The sequence below is a fragment of the Primorskyibacter marinus genome, assembly GCF_003313245.1.
Classification (GTDB): domain Bacteria; phylum Pseudomonadota; class Alphaproteobacteria; order Rhodobacterales; family Rhodobacteraceae; genus Primorskyibacter; species Primorskyibacter marinus.
This window is the reverse complement of record NZ_QJSD01000014.1, coordinates 47,716-67,651: the sequence shown is the minus strand read 5'-3', so window position 1 is coordinate 67,651 and position 19,936 is coordinate 47,716. Positions and strand designations below refer to the sequence as shown.

Here is a 19,936-nt window from a genome sequence, read left to right as displayed (position 1 = left end):
CGCGCGCCTTCGGCGACGCCCCGCCCGCCATCCCGCTTTCGGGGTGGCGGCTGACGGATTGTTGCTGATGACGTTGAGGGCTGCCGGGGCTGAGACGCCGTCATGGCGGGATTAGGCCATGCTTCGGGCGCTTGAAATTCGTGACATGTTGATCATCGACCGGCTGGATCTTGCGTTTCAGCCGGGCCTCAACGTGCTGACCGGGGAAACCGGGGCGGGCAAATCCATTCTGCTGGACTCGCTGGGTTTCGTGCTGGGATGGCGGGGACGCGCAGAATTGGTGCGTGCCGGTGCCGCGCAGGGCGAGGTTGTCGCGGTGTTCGATCTGGCGGCAGGGCATGCGGCGCGTGCAGTGCTTGACGAGGCTGGTTTGCCCAGTTCTGACGAGTTGATCCTGCGACGTATAAATACACCTGATGGACGCAAGACGGCGTGGGTGAATGACAGGCGCGTTTCTGGCGATGTCTTGCGGACCTTGTCTGAAACCTTGGTCGAACTGCATGGTCAGCATGACGACAAGGGGTTGCTGAACCCGCGCGTCCACAGGGCTTTGCTGGATGATTTCGGCGGCCACGACGGTCTGGTCAGCACCGTCAGAGAGGCCTGGCGTGCGGCCTCGGCGGCGGCCAAGGCTGTTGTGCAGGCAGAGGCAGACCTGTCCGAGATGCGCGCGGAGGAAGATTTCCTGCGCCATGCCGTGGATGAGTTGGGAAAGCTGGACCCGCAGCCCGGTGAAGAGGCGGCGCTGGATGCCCGCCGTCGTTTGATGCAAGGGGCAGAACGAACCCGTGCGGACGTTTCGCGGGCGCTGTCGGCGCTTGGTCCCGAAGGGGCCGAAGGGTCGATGGGGGATGCAATGCGCTGGATCGACGGCGTGATTGACCGGACGGATGGGCGGCTTGACGGGTCGGTTGCGGCGCTGGAACGTGCCATGGTCGAACTTGGCGAAGCGGCGCAGGGCGTGGAGGATGCGTTACGGGCGCTCAGTTTCGATCCGCGAGAGCTGGAAGACACCGAAGAGCGGCTGTTTGCCATACGCGGGGCGGCGCGAAAGCATCAGGTCAGTCCTGACAGTTTGGCGGATCTCGCCCGCGATCTGATGGACCGGCTGGCAGCGCTGGATGCGGGGGATGCGGGACTTGCCGATCTCAGAACTGTCGCGGCGGATGCGGATGCCGCATATGATGCGGCAGCCCGCGCCCTGACAGACGCCCGGCGCAAGAACGCTGCCGCCCTTGATGCGGCCGTTTCTGCCGAGTTGGCACCGCTGAAGATGGACCGCGCGGTCTTTACCACGCAGATCGACGAGGGTTCCGCTGGACCTGAGGGGCGCGATGCGGTGGCTTTCACAGTCGCCACAAACCCTGGCGCGCCGTCCGGGCCGCTGAACAAGATTGCCTCCGGGGGGGAGCTGAGCAGGTTCCTGCTGGCGTTGAAGGTCTGTCTTAGCCAGCACCAGTCCGGCATCACGATGATTTTCGACGAGATTGACCGAGGCGTCGGCGGCGCAACGGCAGATGCGGTCGGGCGCAGGCTGGCGGCGCTGGCCGAAGACGGGCAGGTGCTTGTCGTCACGCACTCGCCGCAGGTGGCCGCGCTTGGGGCGCATCACTGGAGGGTGGAAAAAAAGGTGGCTGACGGGATGACAACGTCGACTGTCATACCGCTTACCCCACCCGACAGAATTGATGAACTGGCCCGGATGCTGGCCGGCGACACCATCACCGATGAGGCACGAGCAGCCGCGCGGGTTTTGCTGAAGGTCTGAGGTCTTGCACAAGCTGCGCCACATGCGCGTGGGGGGTGAATTGGCCGAGAGGCCAAGAGGGGGCGGCACGCCCCTTGCAAGAAAACCGACCTGTGCGCCGGAAGGCGCTCAATGAGGTCAAGCTTGGTCCCTGTTCGCTATGGGACGAGTTTCCCAGGATTCAGAAGGTCCAAAGGGTCCAGCGCCTGTTTCAGTTGCCCCATGACCGCCCAGCCATCGCCGTGCTCTTTTGCCATATAGTCACGCTTGCCCAGACCCACGCCATGCTCGCCTGTGGCTGTACCGCCAAGCGCCAGAGACCGTTCGACCATCCTGTGTGACACTGCTTTCGCCGTCGCCATTTCCGAAGGCTTTGCGGGATCAACCAGCAGGATGGCGTGAAAATTGCCGTCGCCCACATGTCCAAGAATGGGCCCTGCAAGGCCTGACCGTGCGATATCCGCGCGGGTTTCCTCGACAGCTTGCGCGAGGCGAGAGATCGGCACGCAAATATCTGTCACCAGAGACCGCGCTCCGGGCCGCAGTGCAAGAATCGCATAGAATGCGTTGTGTCGCATCGCCCAAAGCGTTTTTCGGTCCTCGATCCGGTCGGACCACTCAAAGCCGCTTGAGCCGTGATCGGTGACAATATCTCCAAAACGCTGTGCATCCTCGGCGACGCTGTCGGGGCTGCCGTGAAGTTCGAACAAAAGGTGCGGCTTTTCGGGAAAGGCCATGCCCGCATAGGCGTTGACGGCGGCGGCGCTGGTCTCGTCCAGAAACTCCATCCGGGCCAATGGCAGGCCCATCTGGATGGTCTCGATCACGGCATTCACGGCCCCGTGAAAATCCTCGAAAGCGCAGACCCCGGCCGAGATTGCCTCTGGCTGGCCGTGCAGCCGCAAGGTCAATTCCGTGATGATACCCAGCGTGCCTTCCGATCCGACAAACAACGCCGTCAGGTCATAGCCTGCACTGGATTTGCGCGCCCGTGTCCCGGTGCGGATCACACGGCCATCGGCCAGAACCACCTCCAGCGCCAGCACATTGTCCCGCATCGTCCCATAGCGCACCGCTGTTGTGCCGCTGGCCCGTGTTGCTGCCATCCCGCCAAGCGTTGCATTGGCACCGGGATCTATCGGGAAAAACAGACCTGTGGCACGCAACTCTGCGTTCAGGGCCTCGCGCGTCACACCCGGCTGTACCCGCACATCCATATCCGCCGCCTGAATGTCGAGCACGCGGTTCATGCGCCCCATATCCAACGTTACGCCGCCTTTGACGGCCGCGGTGTGCCCCTCCAGCGAGGTGCCGGTGCCCCAGGCGATCACCGGGCAGCCATGCTTGGCACAGATTTGCATGATCCGGCTGACCTCTGCCGTGGTTTCGGGATAGGCGACCGCATCGGGAGGCATTTGCGGAAAATGGGTCTCTGATTCGCCATGCAGAGACAGATCGGACTTGGACCGGCTGAGCCGTTGGCCTAGGAAGGCTTCAAGCGCGTCAAGCGCTGCGTGGATGTTCATGCGGGACACTCCGTAGGGGCGGGACGTATCCTATCCCGACCCGGCCTGTGGGGAAAGGCGAAGCGAGGCAAAGACTTTGAGCGGACGGTATGTAGCGGCGCTGCAAGAACAGTTGGCGGATATGGCTCGGATGTTCGATCACGGCTGGCAATTGCTGCGCAATCGCGGCCCCAGCCAGATCCAGTTCTGGTTCATCGCGCTGGTGATCGGCATCACGGCGGGCTTTGCGGCATTGCTGTTCCGTGGCGGCATCGACATCCTGCAAACGGCATTTTACGGCACGTCAGATGTGAACAGCCTGCACAGTTTTGCCGGGACATTGCCTTGGTATGTGGTGCTTCTGGTGCCAGTTGGGGGTGGCTTGGCTGTGGGCCTCTTGCTGCATTGGTTCACGTCCGACAAGCGCGTTCACGCGGTGGCGGATGTGATCGAAGGGGCCGCGCTGAATGACGGACGGGTGCAGAAAAGGGCGGGCCTGGTTTCGGCATTGGCGTCGCTGATCACGCTGTCAACCGGCGGCTCGTCCGGTCGGGAAGGGCCGGTGGTCCATATCGCGGCGACGATTTCCAGCTGGATCAGCAACCTGATCCGGGCCGACGGGATCACCGGACGCGATCTGATGGGTTGCGCCGTGGCGGCGGCTGTGTCGGCCAGTTTCAACGCGCCCATTGCCGGCGCATTGTTCGCGCTGGAGGTTGTCCTGCGCCACTTTTCCCTGCACGCGTTTGCGCCGATTGTCGTGGCCAGCGCAGCGGGGACGGTGATCAACCGGCTGGCCTTTGGCGACGTCACGGAATTCAGCCTGCCCGGAACCACGACACTGGAATTTTATCTCGAACTGCCCGCCTTCCTTGTGCTGGGTCTGGTCTGCGGACTGGTCGCAGTGGTGATGATGCGGGCGATCTTTTACGCCGAAGACGTTGAAAACCAGCTGGAAAACCGCATCGGCCTGCCGGTTTGGGTCAGGCCGACGCTCGCAGGGCTGATCCTTGGCGTGATGGCGATCAAGTTTCCGCATATCATCGGTGTCGGGTACGAGACGACCAGCACGGCGCTGACCGGCCAGTTGTTGATGCATGAGGCGATTGTTTTTGCCGTTCTCAAGGTCATCGCGGTGGCGGTGACATTGGCAGGCCGCATGGGGGGGGGCATCTTTTCGCCCTCGCTGATGGTTGGCGCATTGACCGGTCTGGCGTTCGGCGGGATCGCCACGGGACTTTTCCCCGACAGTTCTGGTGCCGACACGCTTTATGCGCTGGCGGGCATGGGCGCGGTGGCAGCGGCGGTGCTGGGCGCGCCAATCTCGACCACGCTGATCGTGTTCGAAATGACAGGCGACTGGCAGACGGGGCTGGCTGTGATGGTCTCGGTCTCCCTGTCAACAGCGCTCGCGTCACGTCTGGTCAACCGTTCGTTTTTCCTGACCCAACTGGAACAGCGCAACGTGCGGCTTGCAGCCGGCCCGCAGACCTATCTTCTGGCGATGTTCCGCGTCACAGGGGTCATGCGCCGGGTCACGGACGAAAACACCGCGGATGAGGAAACCTGCCAAGAGATGATCGCACAGGGCCTGTACGTTCAGGAAAGTGCGACGTTGGAGACGGCCCTGCCGGTATTTGATAAATCAGGCGTCGCCTTCCTGCCGGTGGTAAAGCTGGAGGGTGAAGCGGCGGTTCTGCAAGGCGCGCTTTACCATGTCGATGCGCTCAAGGCCTATAACCGGGCTCTGGCGGCGACTGCGGCCGAAGAACACCGCTAATAACGCAGCGCAGCTTTCACGGCGTTGGTGATGGGCGCGGATTGGGGTTTCGTCAGCGCGCCCCATGTGCCCAGAACGTCGCCCTCGGGTCCGATCAGGATCTTGTTGAAATTCCATGACGGGACAAAGCCTGTCCGGGCCTTGACCCAAGCGTAGAACGGATGCGCATCTGCCCCGCGCACATGGTTGATGGTGGTCATTGGCATGTCGAGATTGAAATTGAACTCGCAGAAATCCTTGACCTCTTCTTCCGAGGCCAGCTCTTGTTTGAAATCGTTGGAGGGCACGGCCAGAACGATCAATCCCTGGTCGCGGTAGGCGTCATAAAGCGCCTGCAACCCGTCGAATTGCGGCGTGAACCCGCAGCGCGACGCGGTATTGACCACCAGCACCGGCTGACCTTTCCACTGATCCAGCGACAGCGTGCCGCCGTCGATGGATTTGAACGTGACCCCCTGTGCAGCGATGCCGGGCAGGGCGGTGAAAGCGGCCAACAAAAGGGCGATGACAAAACGAAACATTCGGAAAATCTCCTTTGGTTTGAAACATAGCGGCAGCGGCGAAAGGTCAAGCGGCCAAACCCTTTGCAGAATGGGTGCGCATACCTATGTTCAAGGAAGGCTGATTGACGGAGGATGCCATGGCAGGCGGATGGGCGCGCGACGGCGCGGTAAGCGAACAGATCGAGGCGTCGATCAATGACGAGCTGGCACGTCTCAAGGCCCGGCGCGGGCCGACCGGCGAAAGCCTGACCCATTGTGCCGAGTGCGAGGAAGAAATCCCAGAAGCCCGCCGTATCGCCTTGCCGGGGGTGAAACTTTGCATCGACTGCCAACAGGAGCGCGACGGCGCGTTCAAGGCGCGCGGCGGCATGAACCGGCGCGGGTCGAAAGACAGTCAGTTGAAGTGAACGGGCGCGGTACGGATGCAGGTTGGTCTCGCCGGATCGCGTTGGTTTGGCCCGCGCTTCGTGGGCCTGTCGCAGCAAAGCCAAGGCAACCATGCGGCGCAGTCCCTGTCGCTTTGCCTTCAGCTTTCTGCAAATCCGATAACGGCTTCGCTATGCAATCTTCGACAAGGTGATTGACTGGCGGTTACGGGGCCGGATGACAGTGGGGCGTAGTTGAGGCGCAGCCTCATCAGCGTTGGGTCGCGGTCAGTGGCTCAACTAATTCAGCATTCGCCTGGACAACTGGGACTTTCATCTCAGCCTGTGTGGTATTAGGTGATAAGCATCACAAGCTGAGGTTGGGTATGTCTTTTTTCGGCAAGATGAAGAACCGGTTGTTCAAGTCGTCGTCAAAGCTGGACGAGGGGCTGGAAGCGATCGTTGGCGAGGGCGGCGAAGAAGACGAAGCGCCTTCCGAGCCTCCGCGCAGCGCGGAACAGGAGCGGGCGGTACAAACCGCGCCTGAATCTCCGGGCGAGACGCCCGCGCCCACCCCGCCCGCGCCAGACACGCCCGCGCCAGACACGCCCACCGAAGTGCCGCCCGCACCGGAACCTGATCTGCCGCAAGAGCCGCAGCCGGTGCCGGAGCCAGATTTGCCGCCGCGGACCCCGCCAGAGCCGGAAGTGCCGCCAAACCCCGCGCCCGAACCCACGCCGGGCCCGGATATTCCCGGCAACAGCCCGGTCGAAATGCCACAGCAGGCACCGCAGGAAATGCCTGCGCGCAACCCTGACCCGATGCCCACGCCCGCGCCGCTGGAAATCCCGGTTGAGGCACCCCAGGAGGTTCCCGCCCGCAGCACCGGCTTGCTCAACCGGCTGCTTGGACGGCGCGAGGATCGCATTGTGGTGCGGCGCGCGCTTGATGATGACATGCTCGAAAGCCTCGAAGAACTGTTGATTGCCTCGGATATGGGCGTTGATACGTCGCTTCGGGTCACCGCCAATATGGCCGAGGGGCGCATGGGGCGAAAGCTGTCGGTGCCGGAAATCAAACAATTGCTGTCGGATGAGATCACCCGGATCATGGATCCGGTGGCCCGCCCGATGCCGCTTTACCCGTCCAAGCCGCAGGTGGTGCTGGTGGTCGGCGTCAACGGTTCCGGCAAGACCACGACGATCGGCAAACTGGCCAGCCAGTTTCGGGCGGCGGGCAAATCGGTCGTGATCGCGGCGGGCGACACGTTCCGCGCAGCCGCGGTAGAGCAGTTGCAGGTCTGGGGGGACCGCGCGGGTGTTCCGGTGCTGACCGCGCCCGAAGGCTCTGATCCGGCCAGCCTTGCCTTTGACGCCATGACCAAGGCGCAGGCGGATGGTGCGGACCTTCTGATGATCGACACGGCGGGGCGCCTGCAAAACCGCGCCGACCTGATGGAAGAGCTGTCAAAGATCGTCCGGGTGATCCGCAAGAAAGACCCCGACGCGCCACATAACACGCTGCTGGTGCTGGATGCGACGACCGGCCAGAACGCGCTAAGCCAGGTCGAGACCTTCCGGAAGCTTGCCGATGTGTCGGGGCTGGTGATGACAAAACTTGACGGGACCGCAAAAGGCGGCGTTTTGGTTGCTTTGGCCGATAAGTTCGGCCTGCCGATCCATGCCATCGGTGTCGGCGAGCAGATCGACGATCTGGCCCCGTTTGACCCAGAGGATTTTGCCGCGGCTCTTACAGGTCTAGACCGGGCGTGACCAAGCGCGGACAGATCTTGCCTTGCGAACGCTTCGCACTTGCGGCGTGGCGCTATCGCGTGCCCATCCAGCGCTCGACCTCACGCAATAGCAGCAGCACGGCCAGAACGATTACTGTCGCCATCGCGGCCAGCGGCAGTTGTCCTGATCCGCAGGCCAGACCCACAGCCCCCGCCAGCCACATAGATGCGCCTGTCGTGGTGTTGCGGACCTTGTCGCCAGAGGTGAAGATGATGCCGGCGGCAAGGAATGCGACACCTGCGGTCACCGCCTCGATCAGGCGCAGGGGATCAACGCGCAGGCCGTCGGTCTCGGCGAACATTGCAGCAAGCTGCTGGCTGACGACGATGAACAGACAGGCGGCCATCGACACCAGCATATGTGTCCGCAGCCCGGCCGGTTTTTCGCGGCGTTCACGCTCTAACCCGATCATACCGCCGAGCAGGATCGCGGCCAGCAGTCGGATTGCGGCAACCTCTGCCGGTATGGCGGCAAAGCTGCCCTGCATTTCCCTGACGATTGTGTCGAGCATGTCTCCCCCCGCATTGCGATCCGGCCGGATCATGGACAGTCAACTCGGTTGCGTTGCCTGTGGTTCCGAAAGGTCGGGTATTGCATGAGCGCCTGGCTGATCTCTTTGGAAGGCACCGAAGCGGGGCATCAGCTTGCGCTTGTGCTGGCCTTGCTCGCCGCGTTTCTGCATGCCGTGTTCGGCGCATTGCAAAAAGGTCGGCACGACCCGTGGCTCAGCCGCGCGGCGATTGACGGCAGCTATGGGTTGATGGCAGCGCCCTTTGCGCTGTTCGTCGTGCCCTGGCCCGAACCGCATATGTGGCCGATCCTTGCGGGCGCTTTCGTGATTCACACCGGCTACAAGCTGTTGCAGGCGCAGGCCTATACCAAGGGTGCCTATACGGTGGTTTATCCGGTCGTGCGCGGGACCGGGCCGCTTTTTGCAGTCATCGGGGCCTATCTGATCTTTGGCGAGGTGTTTTCGGTCACGCAGTGGCTGGGTGTCGGTGTCCTGCTGGCGGGCATCTTCGGACTTGCGGTCTACAATCTGATCTTTCTGACCCAGGCGCGTGATACCTTGTGGGCGGCGCTGATGCTGGCCTTTCTCACCGGGATCTTCGTGGCGCTTTACACGACCTACGATGCCTATGGCATCCGGGCCACCGCCGATCCGTTTACCTTTCTGGCGTGGTTTTTCATGATCGATGGGCTGGCATTTCCGGTGCTGGGCGTGATGCGCTGGCGAAAACTGTCCGAGCGTCCGACGCTGCCGCCGCTTCTGATGCGTGGTGTGGTCGGCGGCGTTATTGCGTTCTTCAGCTTCGGGTCGATCATGCTGGCCACCCGGCTTGACAAGGTTGGCGAGGCAGCGGTCCTGCGCGAAACCTCGACGGTGTTTGCGGCGCTGATCGGCTGGCTGGTGCTGAAAGAAACGGTCGGACCGCGCCGGATTGCGTTGATGACCTTGATTGCCGCAGGCGCGGTCATAGTTGAATTTGGCGGCTGAGCCCGCATCACCCGAATGGAGGCCTGTTTTGGCAGAGCGCAAGATCAACCCGATACTGAAACTGGCGCTGGAGCTTGGCCCCGTCGTCGTGTTCTTCGTGGCGTTTCTACGGCTGAAGGATAACAGCTATGAGATCGGCGGAACCATGTATGACGGGTTCATCCTGGCAACGGCGGGTTTTGTGCCGCTGATGGTCGTCTCGACCCTCGCGCTGTGGAAGCTGACGGGCAAGCTGTCGCGGATGCAGGTGGCCACACTGGTTCTGGTGGTGGTGTTCGGCGGGCTGAGCGTCTGGTTCAACGATGATCAGTTTTTCAAGATGAAGCCGACGATGATCTACCTGCTGTTTGGCGGTGCGCTTGGCATCGGCTTGCTGCGCGGCGAAAGCTATCTCAAATTCGTGATGGAAGAGGTCATGCCGCTGCAACAAGAGGGCTGGATGATCCTGACCCGGCGGCTGACGGCGTTTTTCCTGACGCTGGCCGTTCTGAACGAGGTGATCTGGCGCACGATGAGCACCGAGACCTGGGTCTATTTCAAGACATTCGGGCTGACGGCTGCGATCTTTGTATTTTTCATGACCCAAAGCGGCGTGTTCAACCGCTACGCCATTGACGACGACACCTGAAAGCAAGGGTGCCCATTGGCCCAATGGTGCCCCTATGCATAAGCGATTGCCAGCCCGCTTCGTGGTAGATCACTGATATATGCCGGGGCACCTCACGATCTTTGCATCCCTGCGCGCAGGTGCCCGGAACCGCCTTCCCGCGGTGCGGGGCTGGACAGTTTGCGCGCAGTGATTAGTCTCGCCCACAAACAGTAACGGACGCCATCGGGAGAATGGGATATGGATAAATTTGGCAAGAGTCAGCCAGTCAAACGTGTCGAGGACGTCCGGTTCCTGACAGGGCAGGGCCGCTATGTCGATGATATAGCCCCGGAAGGGGCGCTGTTTGCGCATGTCTTTCGGTCGCCCGTCGCGCATGCCACAATCACCACGTTGAATGTGGATGAGGCGCGCAATGCGGATGGTGTGCATGCGGTGCTGACCGTTCAGGATCTGCTGGATGGTGGGCTGGATGTTCACATTCCCGGTGCCACGCAGCCCAATCGCGATGGTACGGACGGTGCCGCACCCGAACGTCCGGTGCTGGCGCGTGGCAAGCTGCGCCATGTCGGCGAGGCCGTGGCGATGGTGGTCGCCGATACGCTTGAACAGGCCAAGGACGCGGCAGAGCTGATCGAATTGGACTATGACGAATTGCCCGCCCAGATGGCCTGTGCGCCGGGCGAGGTGGCGATCCATGACGAGACACCGGACAACCGGGCGCTGGATTACGGGCTGGGCGATGAAGACGCCTGCAACGCGGCGTTTGAGGCTGCCGCCCATGTCGTCAGTCTTGAGGTGCCCGACAACCGGATCATGGTCTGCTCGATGGAGCCGCGCGGATGTTTCGCCGAATGGGACGATGACAAGCTCCATGTCTCGGTCAACGGGCAGGGCGTCTGGGGGCAGAAGGACCTGCTGTCCAAGGCGTTTGGCCTGCCCGAGGACAAGGTGCGCGTGACCAACCCGGATGTCGGCGGTGGCTTCGGGATGAAGGGGTTTGCCTATCCCGAATATCATGTCGTGGCCTTTGCCGCCAAGACGCTGGGCCGCCCGGTGCGCTGGATGTCGGACCGGACAGAGGCGATGCTGTCGGATAATGGCGGTCGCGATCTGGTCAGCCTGGGCGAGCTGGCCTTTGACGAGAATCTCAAGATCACCGCCTACCGGGTGCATAGCAAATTCAACCTCGGTGCTTACAATTCGCAATTCGCCCAGGCTATCCAGACCTTTCTGTTCGGCCGCGTGTTGATGGGCACCTATGACGTTCAGAACACTTGGCTGCGCGCCGAAGGCTATTTCACCAATACCGCGCCGGTTGACGCCTATCGCGGTGCCGGACGGCCCGAGGCGATCTACCTGCTGGAGCGTCTGATGGACCGCGCCGCGCGCGAGCTGGATATTGACCCGATAGAGTTGCGCAGACGCAATTTCATTCCCGAGGCATCGTTTCCCTACAAGACCGCCACCGGCGAACTTTATGACGTCGGCGAGTTTGCCAAGCTTCTGGACAGAGCCGTGGAAGAGGCCGATCAGGCGGGGTTTGCCGCGCGCCGGGCCGCGTCCGAAGCCAAGGGGCGGCTGCGCGGGATGGGCATCTGTTACTATATCGAAAGTATTTTGGGGGATCCTTCCGAAGGCGCCAGAGTGGAATTCGAGGAGGATGGCAGCGTGACCCTGTTTGTCGGAACCCAGTCGAACGGTCAGGGGCATGAAACTGTCTATGCGCAGTTTCTGTCAGACCAGTCTGGCATTCCGGCCGATCAGATCCGCGTTGTGCAAGGTGACAGTGATCTGATTGCCAAGGGCGGCGGCACGGGCGGGTCACGCTCTGTCACCACGCAGGCGAACGTGACGCTGACCGCAGTTGCAAAGATCGTGACGGAGTTTTCCGCGTTTCTGGCCGAAAAGCTGGGCGTCGATGCGGAGGATGTCAGCTTTGACGATATGCAGTTCCGCGCCGAAGGCTCAAACGTGACGCCGACCATGCTGGAAGTGGCCCGGATGGCGCGCGATGCGGGGCGCGATGATCTGCTGCGGCATGACGCGCGCGACGAATTGCCGGGACGGTCCTATCCGAATGGCGCGCATATTGCCGAGGTCGAAATTGACCCCGAAACCGGTGATGTGCAGGTGGATCACTACACCGTGGTCGATGATTTCGGCAATCTGATCAACCCGATGCTGGCCGAAGGGCAAGTGCATGGCGGGGTGGCTCAGGGGCTTGGTCAGGCGATCACGGAGCGCGTCGTTTACGACGAGGATGGGCAACTGCTCACGGCGACGTTCATGGACTATGCGGTGCCACGGGCCGACAATGTCCCGATGATTTCCTTCTCGACACGTCCGGTGCCATCGACGGCCAACCCGATGGGGATGAAAGGATGTGGAGAGGCGGGAACCGTCGGTGCAATGGCCGCTGTGGCCAATGCGGTGCAGGATGCATTGTGGCAGCGCGGGGTACGTCAGGCCGACATGCCCTTCACGCCGCACAGAGTATGGGAAATGTTGAACGATGTGGCCATCGCGGCTGAGTGACAGATTCGTAACCTGGCTACGCCGGACGTTCCGGGCCGATCATTCGGCGTTGAGCGCCCGGCGTGGGATTCGCACGCATGTGATCGTTCTGGACGGTACGATGTCGTCCTTGGTTCCCGGCGCAGAAACCAATGCCGGCATCACCTACCGTCTATTGGAAGAGATGAACGGCCAGCTGTCGCTTTACTACGAGGCAGGCATTCAGTGGCAGGAATGGCGCAGCACTGCGGATGTTCTGACCGGGCGCGGCATAAACCGCCAGATCCGAAGGGCTTACGGGTTTCTGGCGTCGCGCTACAGACCGGGAGACAGGATCTTTCTGTTCGGCTATTCGCGCGGTGCCTATGCGGTGCGGTCTTTGGCGGGTCTGATCGACCGCGTTGGTTTGCTGCGCGCCGAAGAGGCGACAGTCCGGAACATCCGCACGATCTACAGGCTTTACGAAAGCGATCCGGCAGGCCCGGTCACCCGGTCGTTCGGTCAGGCCCATTGCCATCCGCAAGCCCCGATCGAGATGATCGGCGTGTGGGATACGGTCAAGGCGCTTGGCCTGAGGTTGCCGGTGTTGTGGCGCTGGATCGAGGATAAGAACGGGTTCCACAATCATGAACTGGGCACGAGTATCCGGCATGGCTATCACGCGCTGGCGCTGAACGAGACCCGTCATGCCTATGCGCCGGTTTTGTGGACAAGTCCGCCGGATTGGCCGGGCAAGGTCGAACAGGTCTGGTTTCGCGGCACCCATGGCGATGTCGGCGGACAATTGAATGGGCATATCGCGTCACGGCCTTTGTCGAATATTCCGCTGGTTTGGATGTTGGGCCGGGCCGAAGCGTGCGGTCTGCCATTACCGGAAGGTTGGCGCGCGCGTTTTCCATGCGATGCTTCGGCACCCTCTGTCGGGACATGGAACGGGACGGGAAAGCTGTTTTGGTTCCGCAGGGCGCGCAAGGTCGGACGGGACGCTTCGGAGCGTCTGCACGAGTCGGTGGGGGCACCAGGTGATCCTGCGCATCCGGGCGAAGCGCAGGCCATCTGATCGTTCGCGAAGTGCCGGGATTCAGGTGTCAATCACATTTCCTTGAATGGTCCTTATAATTTTCAGCCTGTTGCCTATCTACTGTATCAAGAGCACGGGCCGGAACCCCGAAGCTCTTTTACACTGTCCCTCGTTCCGCTACTGGCGCTCAAGACTGGTTCTTGAGCGCCTTTTCTTTTTCGACTTTTGTCGGCACGATGATGACGGTAGCTTGGGCGTATGAGTGAAACATATTCCGACGCCTTTCTGAAAGAGATACTGACCCGGACGAAAACCATCGCGGTGGTCGGGGTGTCGCCCAATCCGGTGCGGCCCAGCCACTATGTTGCACGCTATCTGGCGCTGAAGGGATTTCAGGTGATTCCCGTGAATCCCGGCCATGTTGGTAAACAGCTTTTTGGTGCAACGGTGCGGGCATCGCTGTCAGAGATCAAAGAACCAGTCGATATGTTTGATATATTTCGTCGTTCAGAGGCGGTGCCCGACATCGTTGAAGAGGCGCTTCAGGTGTTGCCCGCGCTGCGCACGGTCTGGATGCAGATCGGTGTGCAGCATGCGGAGGCTGCAACTGCCGCCCGAGCGGCCGGGTGTGATGTGATCATGAACCGTTGTCCGAAAATCGAATACCAGCGATTGTTCGGTGAGTTGCGTATGGGCGGGTTCAATACCGGGATTTTGTCGTCAAAACTGACGTGACGTCGTGCGCCGCTGTTCCGGCAAAGCCGGAAGGCGCCCCGCCCGCCGTCCCGTCTTGTGTTACTTGGACCGCGACGCTTTTTCGGTAATACCGGAAGTGCTTTGCCGCCGCTCCAGTTCTGCCATGACATCCGCGAGCGGCACGTCGCGCGACTGAAGCATGACCAGGAGATGAAAGAGGACATCCGCGGCTTCGGATGTGAGGCGCAGTTTGTCGTCCTTGGTGGCTTCGATGATGGCCTCTATCGCCTCTTCGCCGAATTTCTCGGCGCATTTTTCAGGCCCTTTGGCGAGCAGTCTGGCCGTCCAGGAGCTTTCCGGATCCGCTTGGGCGCGTGCCGCGATTATCGTGGCCAGATCGTCGAGGGTCATGGCAGCCTCATTGGTATACCGGCTGCGGCCATATGGGCCTTGGCCTCGGCGATCGTGTAGTCGCCGAAATGGAAGATCGAGGCGGCCAGAACGGCGGAAGCTCCGCCCAATGTGACGCCTTCGACAAGGTGGTCGAGCGAGCCGACGCCGCCCGAGGCGATCACCGGGACAGACACGGCATCCGAGATGGCGCGCGTCAGGGGTAGGTTGAAACCCGAACGGGTGCCGTCACGGTCCATCGAGGTGAGCAGAATCTCACCCGCGCCTTTTTCGGTGACGGTGCGGGCGAAATCCACGGCATCTATGCCGGTGGGGCGGCGGCCGCCATGGGTGAAAATCTCCCATTTGCCGGGGGCCACCGTCTTGGCGTCGATGGCCACGACGATGCACTGGCTGCCGAACTGGTCCGCCGCGCGGGCCACGACATCCGGATCGGCCACGGCAGCGGAGTTGAAGCTGACCTTGTCGGCACCGGCGAGCAGCAGCGCGCGCACATCGGCAGCGGTCCTGACGCCACCGCCGACCGTCAGGGGGATGAAGCAGTGTTCTGCCGTGCGGGTAACCACGTCGAACATCGTGCCGCGGTTTTCATGGGTGGCGTGGATGTCAAGAAAGCAGATCTCGTCGGCTCCGGCCGCGTCATAGGCGCGGGCGGCATCGACCGGATCTCCGGCGTCGCGCAGGTCGACGAAGTTGACGCCTTTGACCACACGGCCGTCGGCCACGTCAAGGCAGGGAATGATGCGTGTCTTCAACATGGGCGTTGTCATACGCGGGGGCAGGGCGGGCGGCAAGCGCGGAAAACACGCCGATTGCCCGGCTTGCCCCACGATCTGCTGCGGCCTTGCAGGCGGCTGGTGTTGGTTCGCCGCGTGAAAAACCTGTCGCGGGGGCAGGGCGATTGATCTATGGCAGCGATATGGAAAACACGTTCGAGATTTTTCTGGCCGCAGCGCCGGGTTTGGAAGAGGTGCTGGCTGAGGAAGCTGGCGCGCTGGGATTTGGTCCGCTGGAGGCCGTGCCGGGGGGCGTGAGCTTTCAGGGTGGCTGGGCCGATGTCTGGCGGGCCAATCTTGCGCTGCGGGGTGCCGGGCGGGTGCTGGCACGGATTGGCGGGTTTCCGGTCTTCCATCTGGCACAACTGGACAAGCGGGCGCGCAAATTTCCTTGGGGGGATGTCTTGCGCGCGGATGTGCCCGTGAAGGTCGAGGTCACCTGCCGCCGGTCGAAGATCTATCATGCAGGGGCGGCCAGCGAACGGATCGTGCGGGCGATCACCGAAGAGCTTGGCGCGCCGGTGACGGAAGATGCGCCGGTGCGGGTGCTCGCCCGGATCGAGGATAATTTCTGTGGCTTTTCCGTCGATACCTCTGGCGATGCCCTGCACAAGCGTGGCCATAAGGAGGCTGTCGGCAAGGCACCGATGCGCGAGACATTGGCGGCGCTGTTTCTGCGGCAATGCGGCTATGACGGGACAGAGCCAGTGGTTGATCCGATGTGCGGATCGGGCACGTTTCCGATTGAGGCGGCAGAATGGTCCGCTGGTCTGCTGCCTGGCCGTTCGCGGGCGTTTGCCTTCGAGAAGTTCGCAGGCTTTGACGCCGAGGCATTTGCTGCAATGCGCGGGCCTTGCGACGTCGCTGACGGGCCGGTGCGGTATTTCGGCTTCGACCGGGATGCAGGCGCGATCCGGATGAGCGAGGCCAATGCAGCACGGGCCGGGGTCTCTGTCTTGACGCAGTTCAAGTGCCAGCCAATCAGCGCGCTGGAGCCGCCCGAGGGGGCAAAGGGGCTGGTGATGGTCAATCCGCCCTATGGTGGACGTATTGGCAATAAAAAGCTGCTTTACGGGCTTTACGGTTCCTTGGGACAGGTGCTGAAAGAGAGGTTCGCGGGCTGGCGCGTCGGTATCGTGACCAGCGAAGCCGGGTTGGCGAAAGCGACCGGACTGCCATTCGCACCGCAGGGTGCGCCGGTGTCGTTCGGAGGGCTGAAGGTGAGGCTGTTTCGGACGGGGCCGTTGCGTTAGCGGCAATCCGCTTAAACGCCGTCTCACGAGATTGTTGCTGTGCAGGTGTCTGCGGTTACACGACGATAGGGACAAGTTTTACAGCCATCGGAGTGCTTTATGAAACACATGCTTGCTGCCGCCTTCTGCCTTGTCGCATTTCCCGCCCTCGCCAGTGATGACGATATTATCAAAGTGCAGGCGGCCGGGGATGTCGCCACAACGATGGACCGGCTGGAAGAGGCGGTGACGGGGGCTGGGGCCACCGTCTTTGCGCGGGTGGATCATGCGGCGGGGGCGGCCTCGGTCGACATGGCACTGGAAGACGAGCAACTGCTGATCTTCGGCAATCCCAAGCTTGGTACGCCTGCCATGCAGGATGACGCGTTGGCGGGACTGTATCTGCCGCTGCGGGTGTTGGTCTACAAGGACGGCGAAGGCCAGGTCTGGCTGGCCTATGAAGATCCCGACGAAATGCTGGACGATTTGTCCATTCCCGACGGTGCCGAATATGTGAAGATGATGACCGGCGCGCTGGCCAAGCTGACATCAGCCGCCGCTGGCAACTAGGCCTTCAGCGCCGTGAGGGCTGCTTTCAGGTCAAGCGCCCCGTCATAAAGTGCACGGCCCGAAATTGCGCCGTTCAGATCGGCCCCGCAGTCGCGCAGCGCGATAAGATCTTCCAATGACGACACGCCGCCGCTGGCGATCACCGGGATGGATACGGCGCGGGCCAGTGCCGCAGTGGCCTCGATATTCGGGCCCTGCATTGCACCGTCGCGATTGATGTCGGTGTAGATGATCGCGGCGACGCCGGCGTCCTCGAAACTGCGCGCGAGGTCGGTGACCATGACATCGGTTTCCTCGGCCCAGCCCTTGGTGGCGACACGTCCGTTGCGCGCATCAATGCCCACGGCGACCTTGCCGGGGAAGGCGGCGGCTGCCTCGCGCACCAGCGCGGGGTTTTCCACGGCGACCGTCCCAAGGATGACGCGGGCAAGGCCACGTTCCAGCCAACGCTCGATCGTGGCCATGTCGCGAATCCCGCCACCCAGCTGTGCTGGCACCTTGGTGCGCGCGAGAATCGCCTCGACCGCTGCGGCATTCACCGGCTCGCCCGCGAAGGCACCGTTCAGATCCACCAGATGCAGCCATTCACAGCCAGCCTCGACAAATTCCATCGCCTGCGCGGCGGGGTCGTCGTTGAAAACGGTGGATTTCTCCATATCCCCGCGCAAAAGCCGCACGGCCTGGCCGTCCTTGAGGTCGATGGCGGGATAAAGGATCATCTGCGTCTTCCTGTCTGTCTGTTCCGGTTCGGCTTTTGCACCGGGGACGGACAGAATGCAACGCGACCTGACGTCAGACTTGATCAACGCCGCTTTGCCACGTCAGGATTGTCCCATCACTCAGGGAGGATCACGAGATGAGAACGATGGCATTGGCCGCTGCACTTGCACTGGTCGCGGGGACGGCATTGGCAGATCCGGTCGAGGGCACCTGGAAAACCCAGCCCGACGACAACGGTAATTTCGGTCTGGTCAAGATCAGCACCTGCGGCACCGAGATTTGCGGCGTGTTGGGGCAGGGCTATGACAAATCGGGCAAGAAAGTCAGTTCGCCCAATATCGGCAAGCGGATGATCTGGGCGATGCAGGCCAAGGGCAACGGCAAATATGCCGGTGGTAAGATCTGGGCACCTGACCGTGACAAGACCTACAACTCCAGAATGCAGCTGAATGGCAGTTCGCTCAAGGTAGAGGGCTGCGTTCTGGGCATCTGCCGGGGGCAAACCTGGAGCCGGGTGAACTGAGCCGACGTAATTCTATTCAGACAAGACCCCTGTACGCGGTGCCAAAAGATCGCCCTGTCCATTGCAATGGACAGGGCGTCGTCAGGCATTGAGAGGCTGAGCGGGGGCGATTGGTGACAGCATCATGGGGCTGGGTCCGGGATTCGATTCCCGAACCGAACCTCGTGCGCCGTCCACCGGGTAGGGCAGAGGCCAGCGAAAGTGGTAACCGCCATGTCTGGCAGGGATAAATAGGATGATCGTCCTTGTAAGTGTGTCCCACCCGCAAGCTTTGCAGTTAACATCCATGATGTAGAATGAAATGGTAGCGGAGGAGGGACTTGAACCCCCGACACGCGGATTATGATTCCGCTGCTCTAACCGGCTGAGCTACTCCGCCACGGTGGACGCTAGGTAGTGCAGCACTCGGAGGGCGTCAAGCGTCTTTTTGGCCCTGCAAGACGGGTTTTTCTGCCCGAGCAAAAGACAGCCAAATTGCGACGCAGGTGACAAAGAACGGGGCATCAATGCGATGCCCGGTTCGCACCAAGCTCGGGCTGCCTGACAAACAAGGATGCCTTTCCGGTTTTTCCGCATTAGCTCGATGGCGGTGTTCGGAAATCAGGACTTGTCCACCAGAATAAACAGGCGCTGTTACATGGCACCAGGCATCTACCGGATATTCTGTTGGGCAGATCGGTGGATCGCAGCCGGAGATGGGGCTGCGGCTACCTGGACCGGAACAATTCACCTTTGGTGTCATTGGTGACGACCTGCGAAAAGTCATCGGGATAGAGATGATGCGCCAGCTCGCTTGTATAGGGCAGTTTCTGAAGCACCGTTTTCGGGAACCTGCGCTCTACCTGATTGCGACGGAACTTCACGTCTTCCGGGGGCTGCTCGGTATCGAGATCCTGGTCATTATTGACGTAATGGCTCTCTCTGATTTCGTCGAATTTGGGATGGGCGGAGAAATTCGTGACCTCCAGCCCAAGGCTCCGTTCAATGTCGTTCAAGCCATCGTTCAGGGATACTTCGTCCAGGTTCAACGTAATTGTCCGGCCAAATGGCATGTCCCATATCGGATGGATCTGAGAGCAAAGATGAGTATCCACCTGTCGCGCCGCCCGCGTCAGATCCACTGTTTTCAGGATCCCGCCGAATTCTCGCAAAGACAGGCCGTCACGCTTGATATTGATCCCGTGCTGCAATGCAATTTCGTCCGCAATGGGATATCTGACAGCATGTCTTAGAATCGCGACAAGACGCTTTACCGGGTCGCGCGTGACCTTGATCAAGGTCCAGTCCTGTTGCCCGTTGGCCAGAAGTGCATTGCGCCGCCGTCTAAATTGCGCACTGTCATAATAGACCTTGGTGCGGAAATTATGCGGCCAGGGATGATAGTAGTTCGCAGCCGCCAACAGGCGCTCTTTCAGAAAGAACCACGTCACCACATGCGAGCATGCCGATTTTGGGGAGAAGGAAACGACGACCCGCTGCTTGCTGAAAATCAAGGCCCGAGGATTGACTTGAAAGGCGTCGAACCATTCGTCATTCGGCTCTTCTGTCGTAACGCTCTTTTTCAAGCCTAAACGCGCTAACATGACCATGTTCCTTACGATTGAACCGACTGTTAATCGGTTCCTAAATCCACGCCCAACCTTATACAAGGCGAACAGAGCGAACAACCGTC

19 protein-coding genes and 1 tRNA gene are annotated in these 19,936 nt (G+C 61.3%); 12 read left to right on the top strand and 8 right to left on the bottom strand.

From position 1 onward, the window contains the following. The first annotated feature begins 118 nt into the window (after positions 1-118). On the top strand, positions 119-1,768 hold the full coding sequence (recN, locus tag DMZ65_RS15035; RefSeq protein ID WP_116599690.1) for a DNA repair protein RecN: 1,650 nt from the start codon (positions 119-121) through the stop codon (positions 1,766-1,768). Between the two features lie 137 nt (positions 1,769-1,905). Here recN and DMZ65_RS15030 read toward each other — a convergent pair whose 3' ends face one another. After that, positions 1,906-3,273, bottom strand: a complete 1,368-nt coding sequence (locus DMZ65_RS15030) for an FAD-binding oxidoreductase (protein WP_116599689.1) — start codon at positions 3,271-3,273, stop codon at positions 1,906-1,908. Between the two features lie 121 nt (positions 3,274-3,394). Between DMZ65_RS15030 and DMZ65_RS15025 the strand changes: the two genes are divergently transcribed. After that, complete coding sequence (locus DMZ65_RS15025; RefSeq protein WP_116599688.1) at positions 3,395-5,032, top strand: chloride channel protein; 1,638 nt, start codon at positions 3,395-3,397, stop codon at positions 5,030-5,032. Here DMZ65_RS15025 and DMZ65_RS15020 read toward each other — a convergent pair. Further along, complete coding sequence (locus tag DMZ65_RS15020) at positions 5,029-5,553, bottom strand: glutathione peroxidase (protein WP_116599687.1); 525 nt, start codon at positions 5,551-5,553, stop codon at positions 5,029-5,031. The genes DMZ65_RS15025 and DMZ65_RS15020 overlap by 4 nt on opposite strands. A gap of 119 nt (positions 5,554-5,672) precedes the next feature. On the opposite strand from DMZ65_RS15020, the gene DMZ65_RS15015 reads away from it, so the two are divergent. Further along, positions 5,673-5,942: a DksA/TraR family C4-type zinc finger protein gene (locus DMZ65_RS15015; RefSeq protein WP_084353382.1), complete on the top strand. Its 270-nt coding sequence runs from the start codon at positions 5,673-5,675 to the stop codon at positions 5,940-5,942. 344 nt (positions 5,943-6,286) lie between these two features. Continuing rightward, positions 6,287-7,672, top strand: coding sequence for a signal recognition particle-docking protein FtsY (gene ftsY / locus DMZ65_RS15010; RefSeq protein ID WP_116599686.1), 1,386 nt, complete (start codon positions 6,287-6,289; stop codon positions 7,670-7,672). A 52-nt stretch (positions 7,673-7,724) separates the two neighbouring features. Here ftsY and DMZ65_RS15005 read toward each other — a convergent pair whose 3' ends face one another. Continuing rightward, a complete protein-coding gene (locus DMZ65_RS15005) occupies positions 7,725-8,204 on the bottom strand; it encodes an MgtC/SapB family protein (protein WP_116599727.1) in 480 nt (159 codons plus the stop codon). An 84-nt stretch (positions 8,205-8,288) separates the two neighbouring features. On the opposite strand from DMZ65_RS15005, the gene DMZ65_RS15000 reads away from it, so the two are divergent. The 5 genes from DMZ65_RS15000 to DMZ65_RS14980 all read left to right on the top strand — a co-directional run bounded on the left by DMZ65_RS15000 (position 8,289) and on the right by DMZ65_RS14980 (position 14,071). Then, entirely contained in the window at positions 8,289-9,191 is a 903-nt protein-coding gene (locus DMZ65_RS15000) for an EamA family transporter (RefSeq protein WP_116599685.1), read from the top strand. A gap of 28 nt (positions 9,192-9,219) precedes the next feature. Further along, positions 9,220-9,819 carry an inner membrane-spanning protein YciB gene (locus DMZ65_RS14995; RefSeq protein ID WP_116599726.1) on the top strand — a complete coding sequence of 200 codons (600 nt, stop codon included), beginning with the start codon at positions 9,220-9,222 and terminating at the stop codon, positions 9,817-9,819. A gap of 219 nt (positions 9,820-10,038) precedes the next feature. Continuing rightward, positions 10,039-12,336: a xanthine dehydrogenase family protein molybdopterin-binding subunit gene (locus tag DMZ65_RS14990; RefSeq protein ID WP_116599684.1), complete on the top strand. Its 2,298-nt coding sequence runs from the start codon at positions 10,039-10,041 to the stop codon at positions 12,334-12,336. Then, the gene (locus tag DMZ65_RS14985) at positions 12,314-13,375 is read left to right on the top strand and encodes a T6SS phospholipase effector Tle1-like catalytic domain-containing protein (protein WP_116599683.1); all 1,062 of its coding nucleotides are present in this window, start codon (positions 12,314-12,316) and stop codon (positions 13,373-13,375) included. Before DMZ65_RS14990 ends, DMZ65_RS14985 begins: the two co-directional genes overlap by 23 nt. A 219-nt stretch (positions 13,376-13,594) precedes the next feature. After that, positions 13,595-14,071 carry a CoA-binding protein gene (locus tag DMZ65_RS14980; protein ID WP_116599682.1) on the top strand — a complete coding sequence of 159 codons (477 nt, stop codon included), beginning with the start codon at positions 13,595-13,597 and terminating at the stop codon, positions 14,069-14,071. Positions 14,072-14,131: 60 nt separating this feature from the next. On the opposite strand, the gene DMZ65_RS14975 is transcribed toward DMZ65_RS14980, so the two are convergent. Together DMZ65_RS14975 and hisF are read right to left on the bottom strand one after the other, a co-directional pair. Beyond that, positions 14,132-14,443: a phosphoribosyl-ATP diphosphatase gene (locus tag DMZ65_RS14975; RefSeq protein WP_116599681.1), complete on the bottom strand. Its 312-nt coding sequence runs from the start codon at positions 14,441-14,443 to the stop codon at positions 14,132-14,134. Beyond that, positions 14,440-15,201 (bottom strand): imidazole glycerol phosphate synthase subunit HisF, encoded by a 762-nt coding sequence (hisF, locus tag DMZ65_RS14970; protein WP_116599725.1) that lies wholly within the window; start codon positions 15,199-15,201, stop codon positions 14,440-14,442. The genes DMZ65_RS14975 and hisF overlap by 4 nt, the downstream gene beginning before the upstream one ends. A gap of 161 nt (positions 15,202-15,362) precedes the next feature. On the opposite strand from hisF, the gene DMZ65_RS14965 reads away from it, so the two are divergent. Both DMZ65_RS14965 and DMZ65_RS14960 read left to right on the top strand, forming a co-directional pair. Continuing rightward, positions 15,363-16,472 carry a THUMP domain-containing class I SAM-dependent RNA methyltransferase gene (locus tag DMZ65_RS14965; protein ID WP_116599724.1) on the top strand — a complete coding sequence of 370 codons (1,110 nt, stop codon included), beginning with the start codon at positions 15,363-15,365 and terminating at the stop codon, positions 16,470-16,472. 99 nt (positions 16,473-16,571) lie between these two features. After that, positions 16,572-17,021, top strand: coding sequence for a DUF302 domain-containing protein (locus DMZ65_RS14960; RefSeq protein ID WP_116599680.1), 450 nt, complete (start codon positions 16,572-16,574; stop codon positions 17,019-17,021). Here the strand turns inward: DMZ65_RS14960 and hisA are convergent. Further along, entirely contained in the window at positions 17,018-17,740 is a 723-nt protein-coding gene (hisA, locus tag DMZ65_RS14955; protein WP_116599723.1) for a 1-(5-phosphoribosyl)-5-[(5-phosphoribosylamino)methylideneamino]imidazole-4-carboxamide isomerase, read from the bottom strand. The two genes, DMZ65_RS14960 and hisA, sit on opposite strands and share 4 nt — an antisense overlap. A gap of 137 nt (positions 17,741-17,877) precedes the next feature. On the opposite strand from hisA, the gene DMZ65_RS14950 reads away from it, so the two are divergent. Continuing rightward, positions 17,878-18,264, top strand: coding sequence for a DUF2147 domain-containing protein (locus DMZ65_RS14950; protein ID WP_116599679.1), 387 nt, complete (start codon positions 17,878-17,880; stop codon positions 18,262-18,264). A gap of 302 nt (positions 18,265-18,566) precedes the next feature. On the opposite strand, the gene DMZ65_RS14945 is transcribed toward DMZ65_RS14950, so the two are convergent. Then, positions 18,567-18,643: transfer RNA gene (locus tag DMZ65_RS14945), tRNA-Met, on the bottom strand. A 328-nt stretch (positions 18,644-18,971) separates the two neighbouring features. Further along, positions 18,972-19,931 carry a hypothetical protein gene (locus DMZ65_RS14940; protein WP_157960639.1) on the bottom strand — a complete coding sequence of 320 codons (960 nt, stop codon included), beginning with the start codon at positions 19,929-19,931 and terminating at the stop codon, positions 18,972-18,974. Positions 19,932-19,936: the final 5 nt, after the last annotated feature.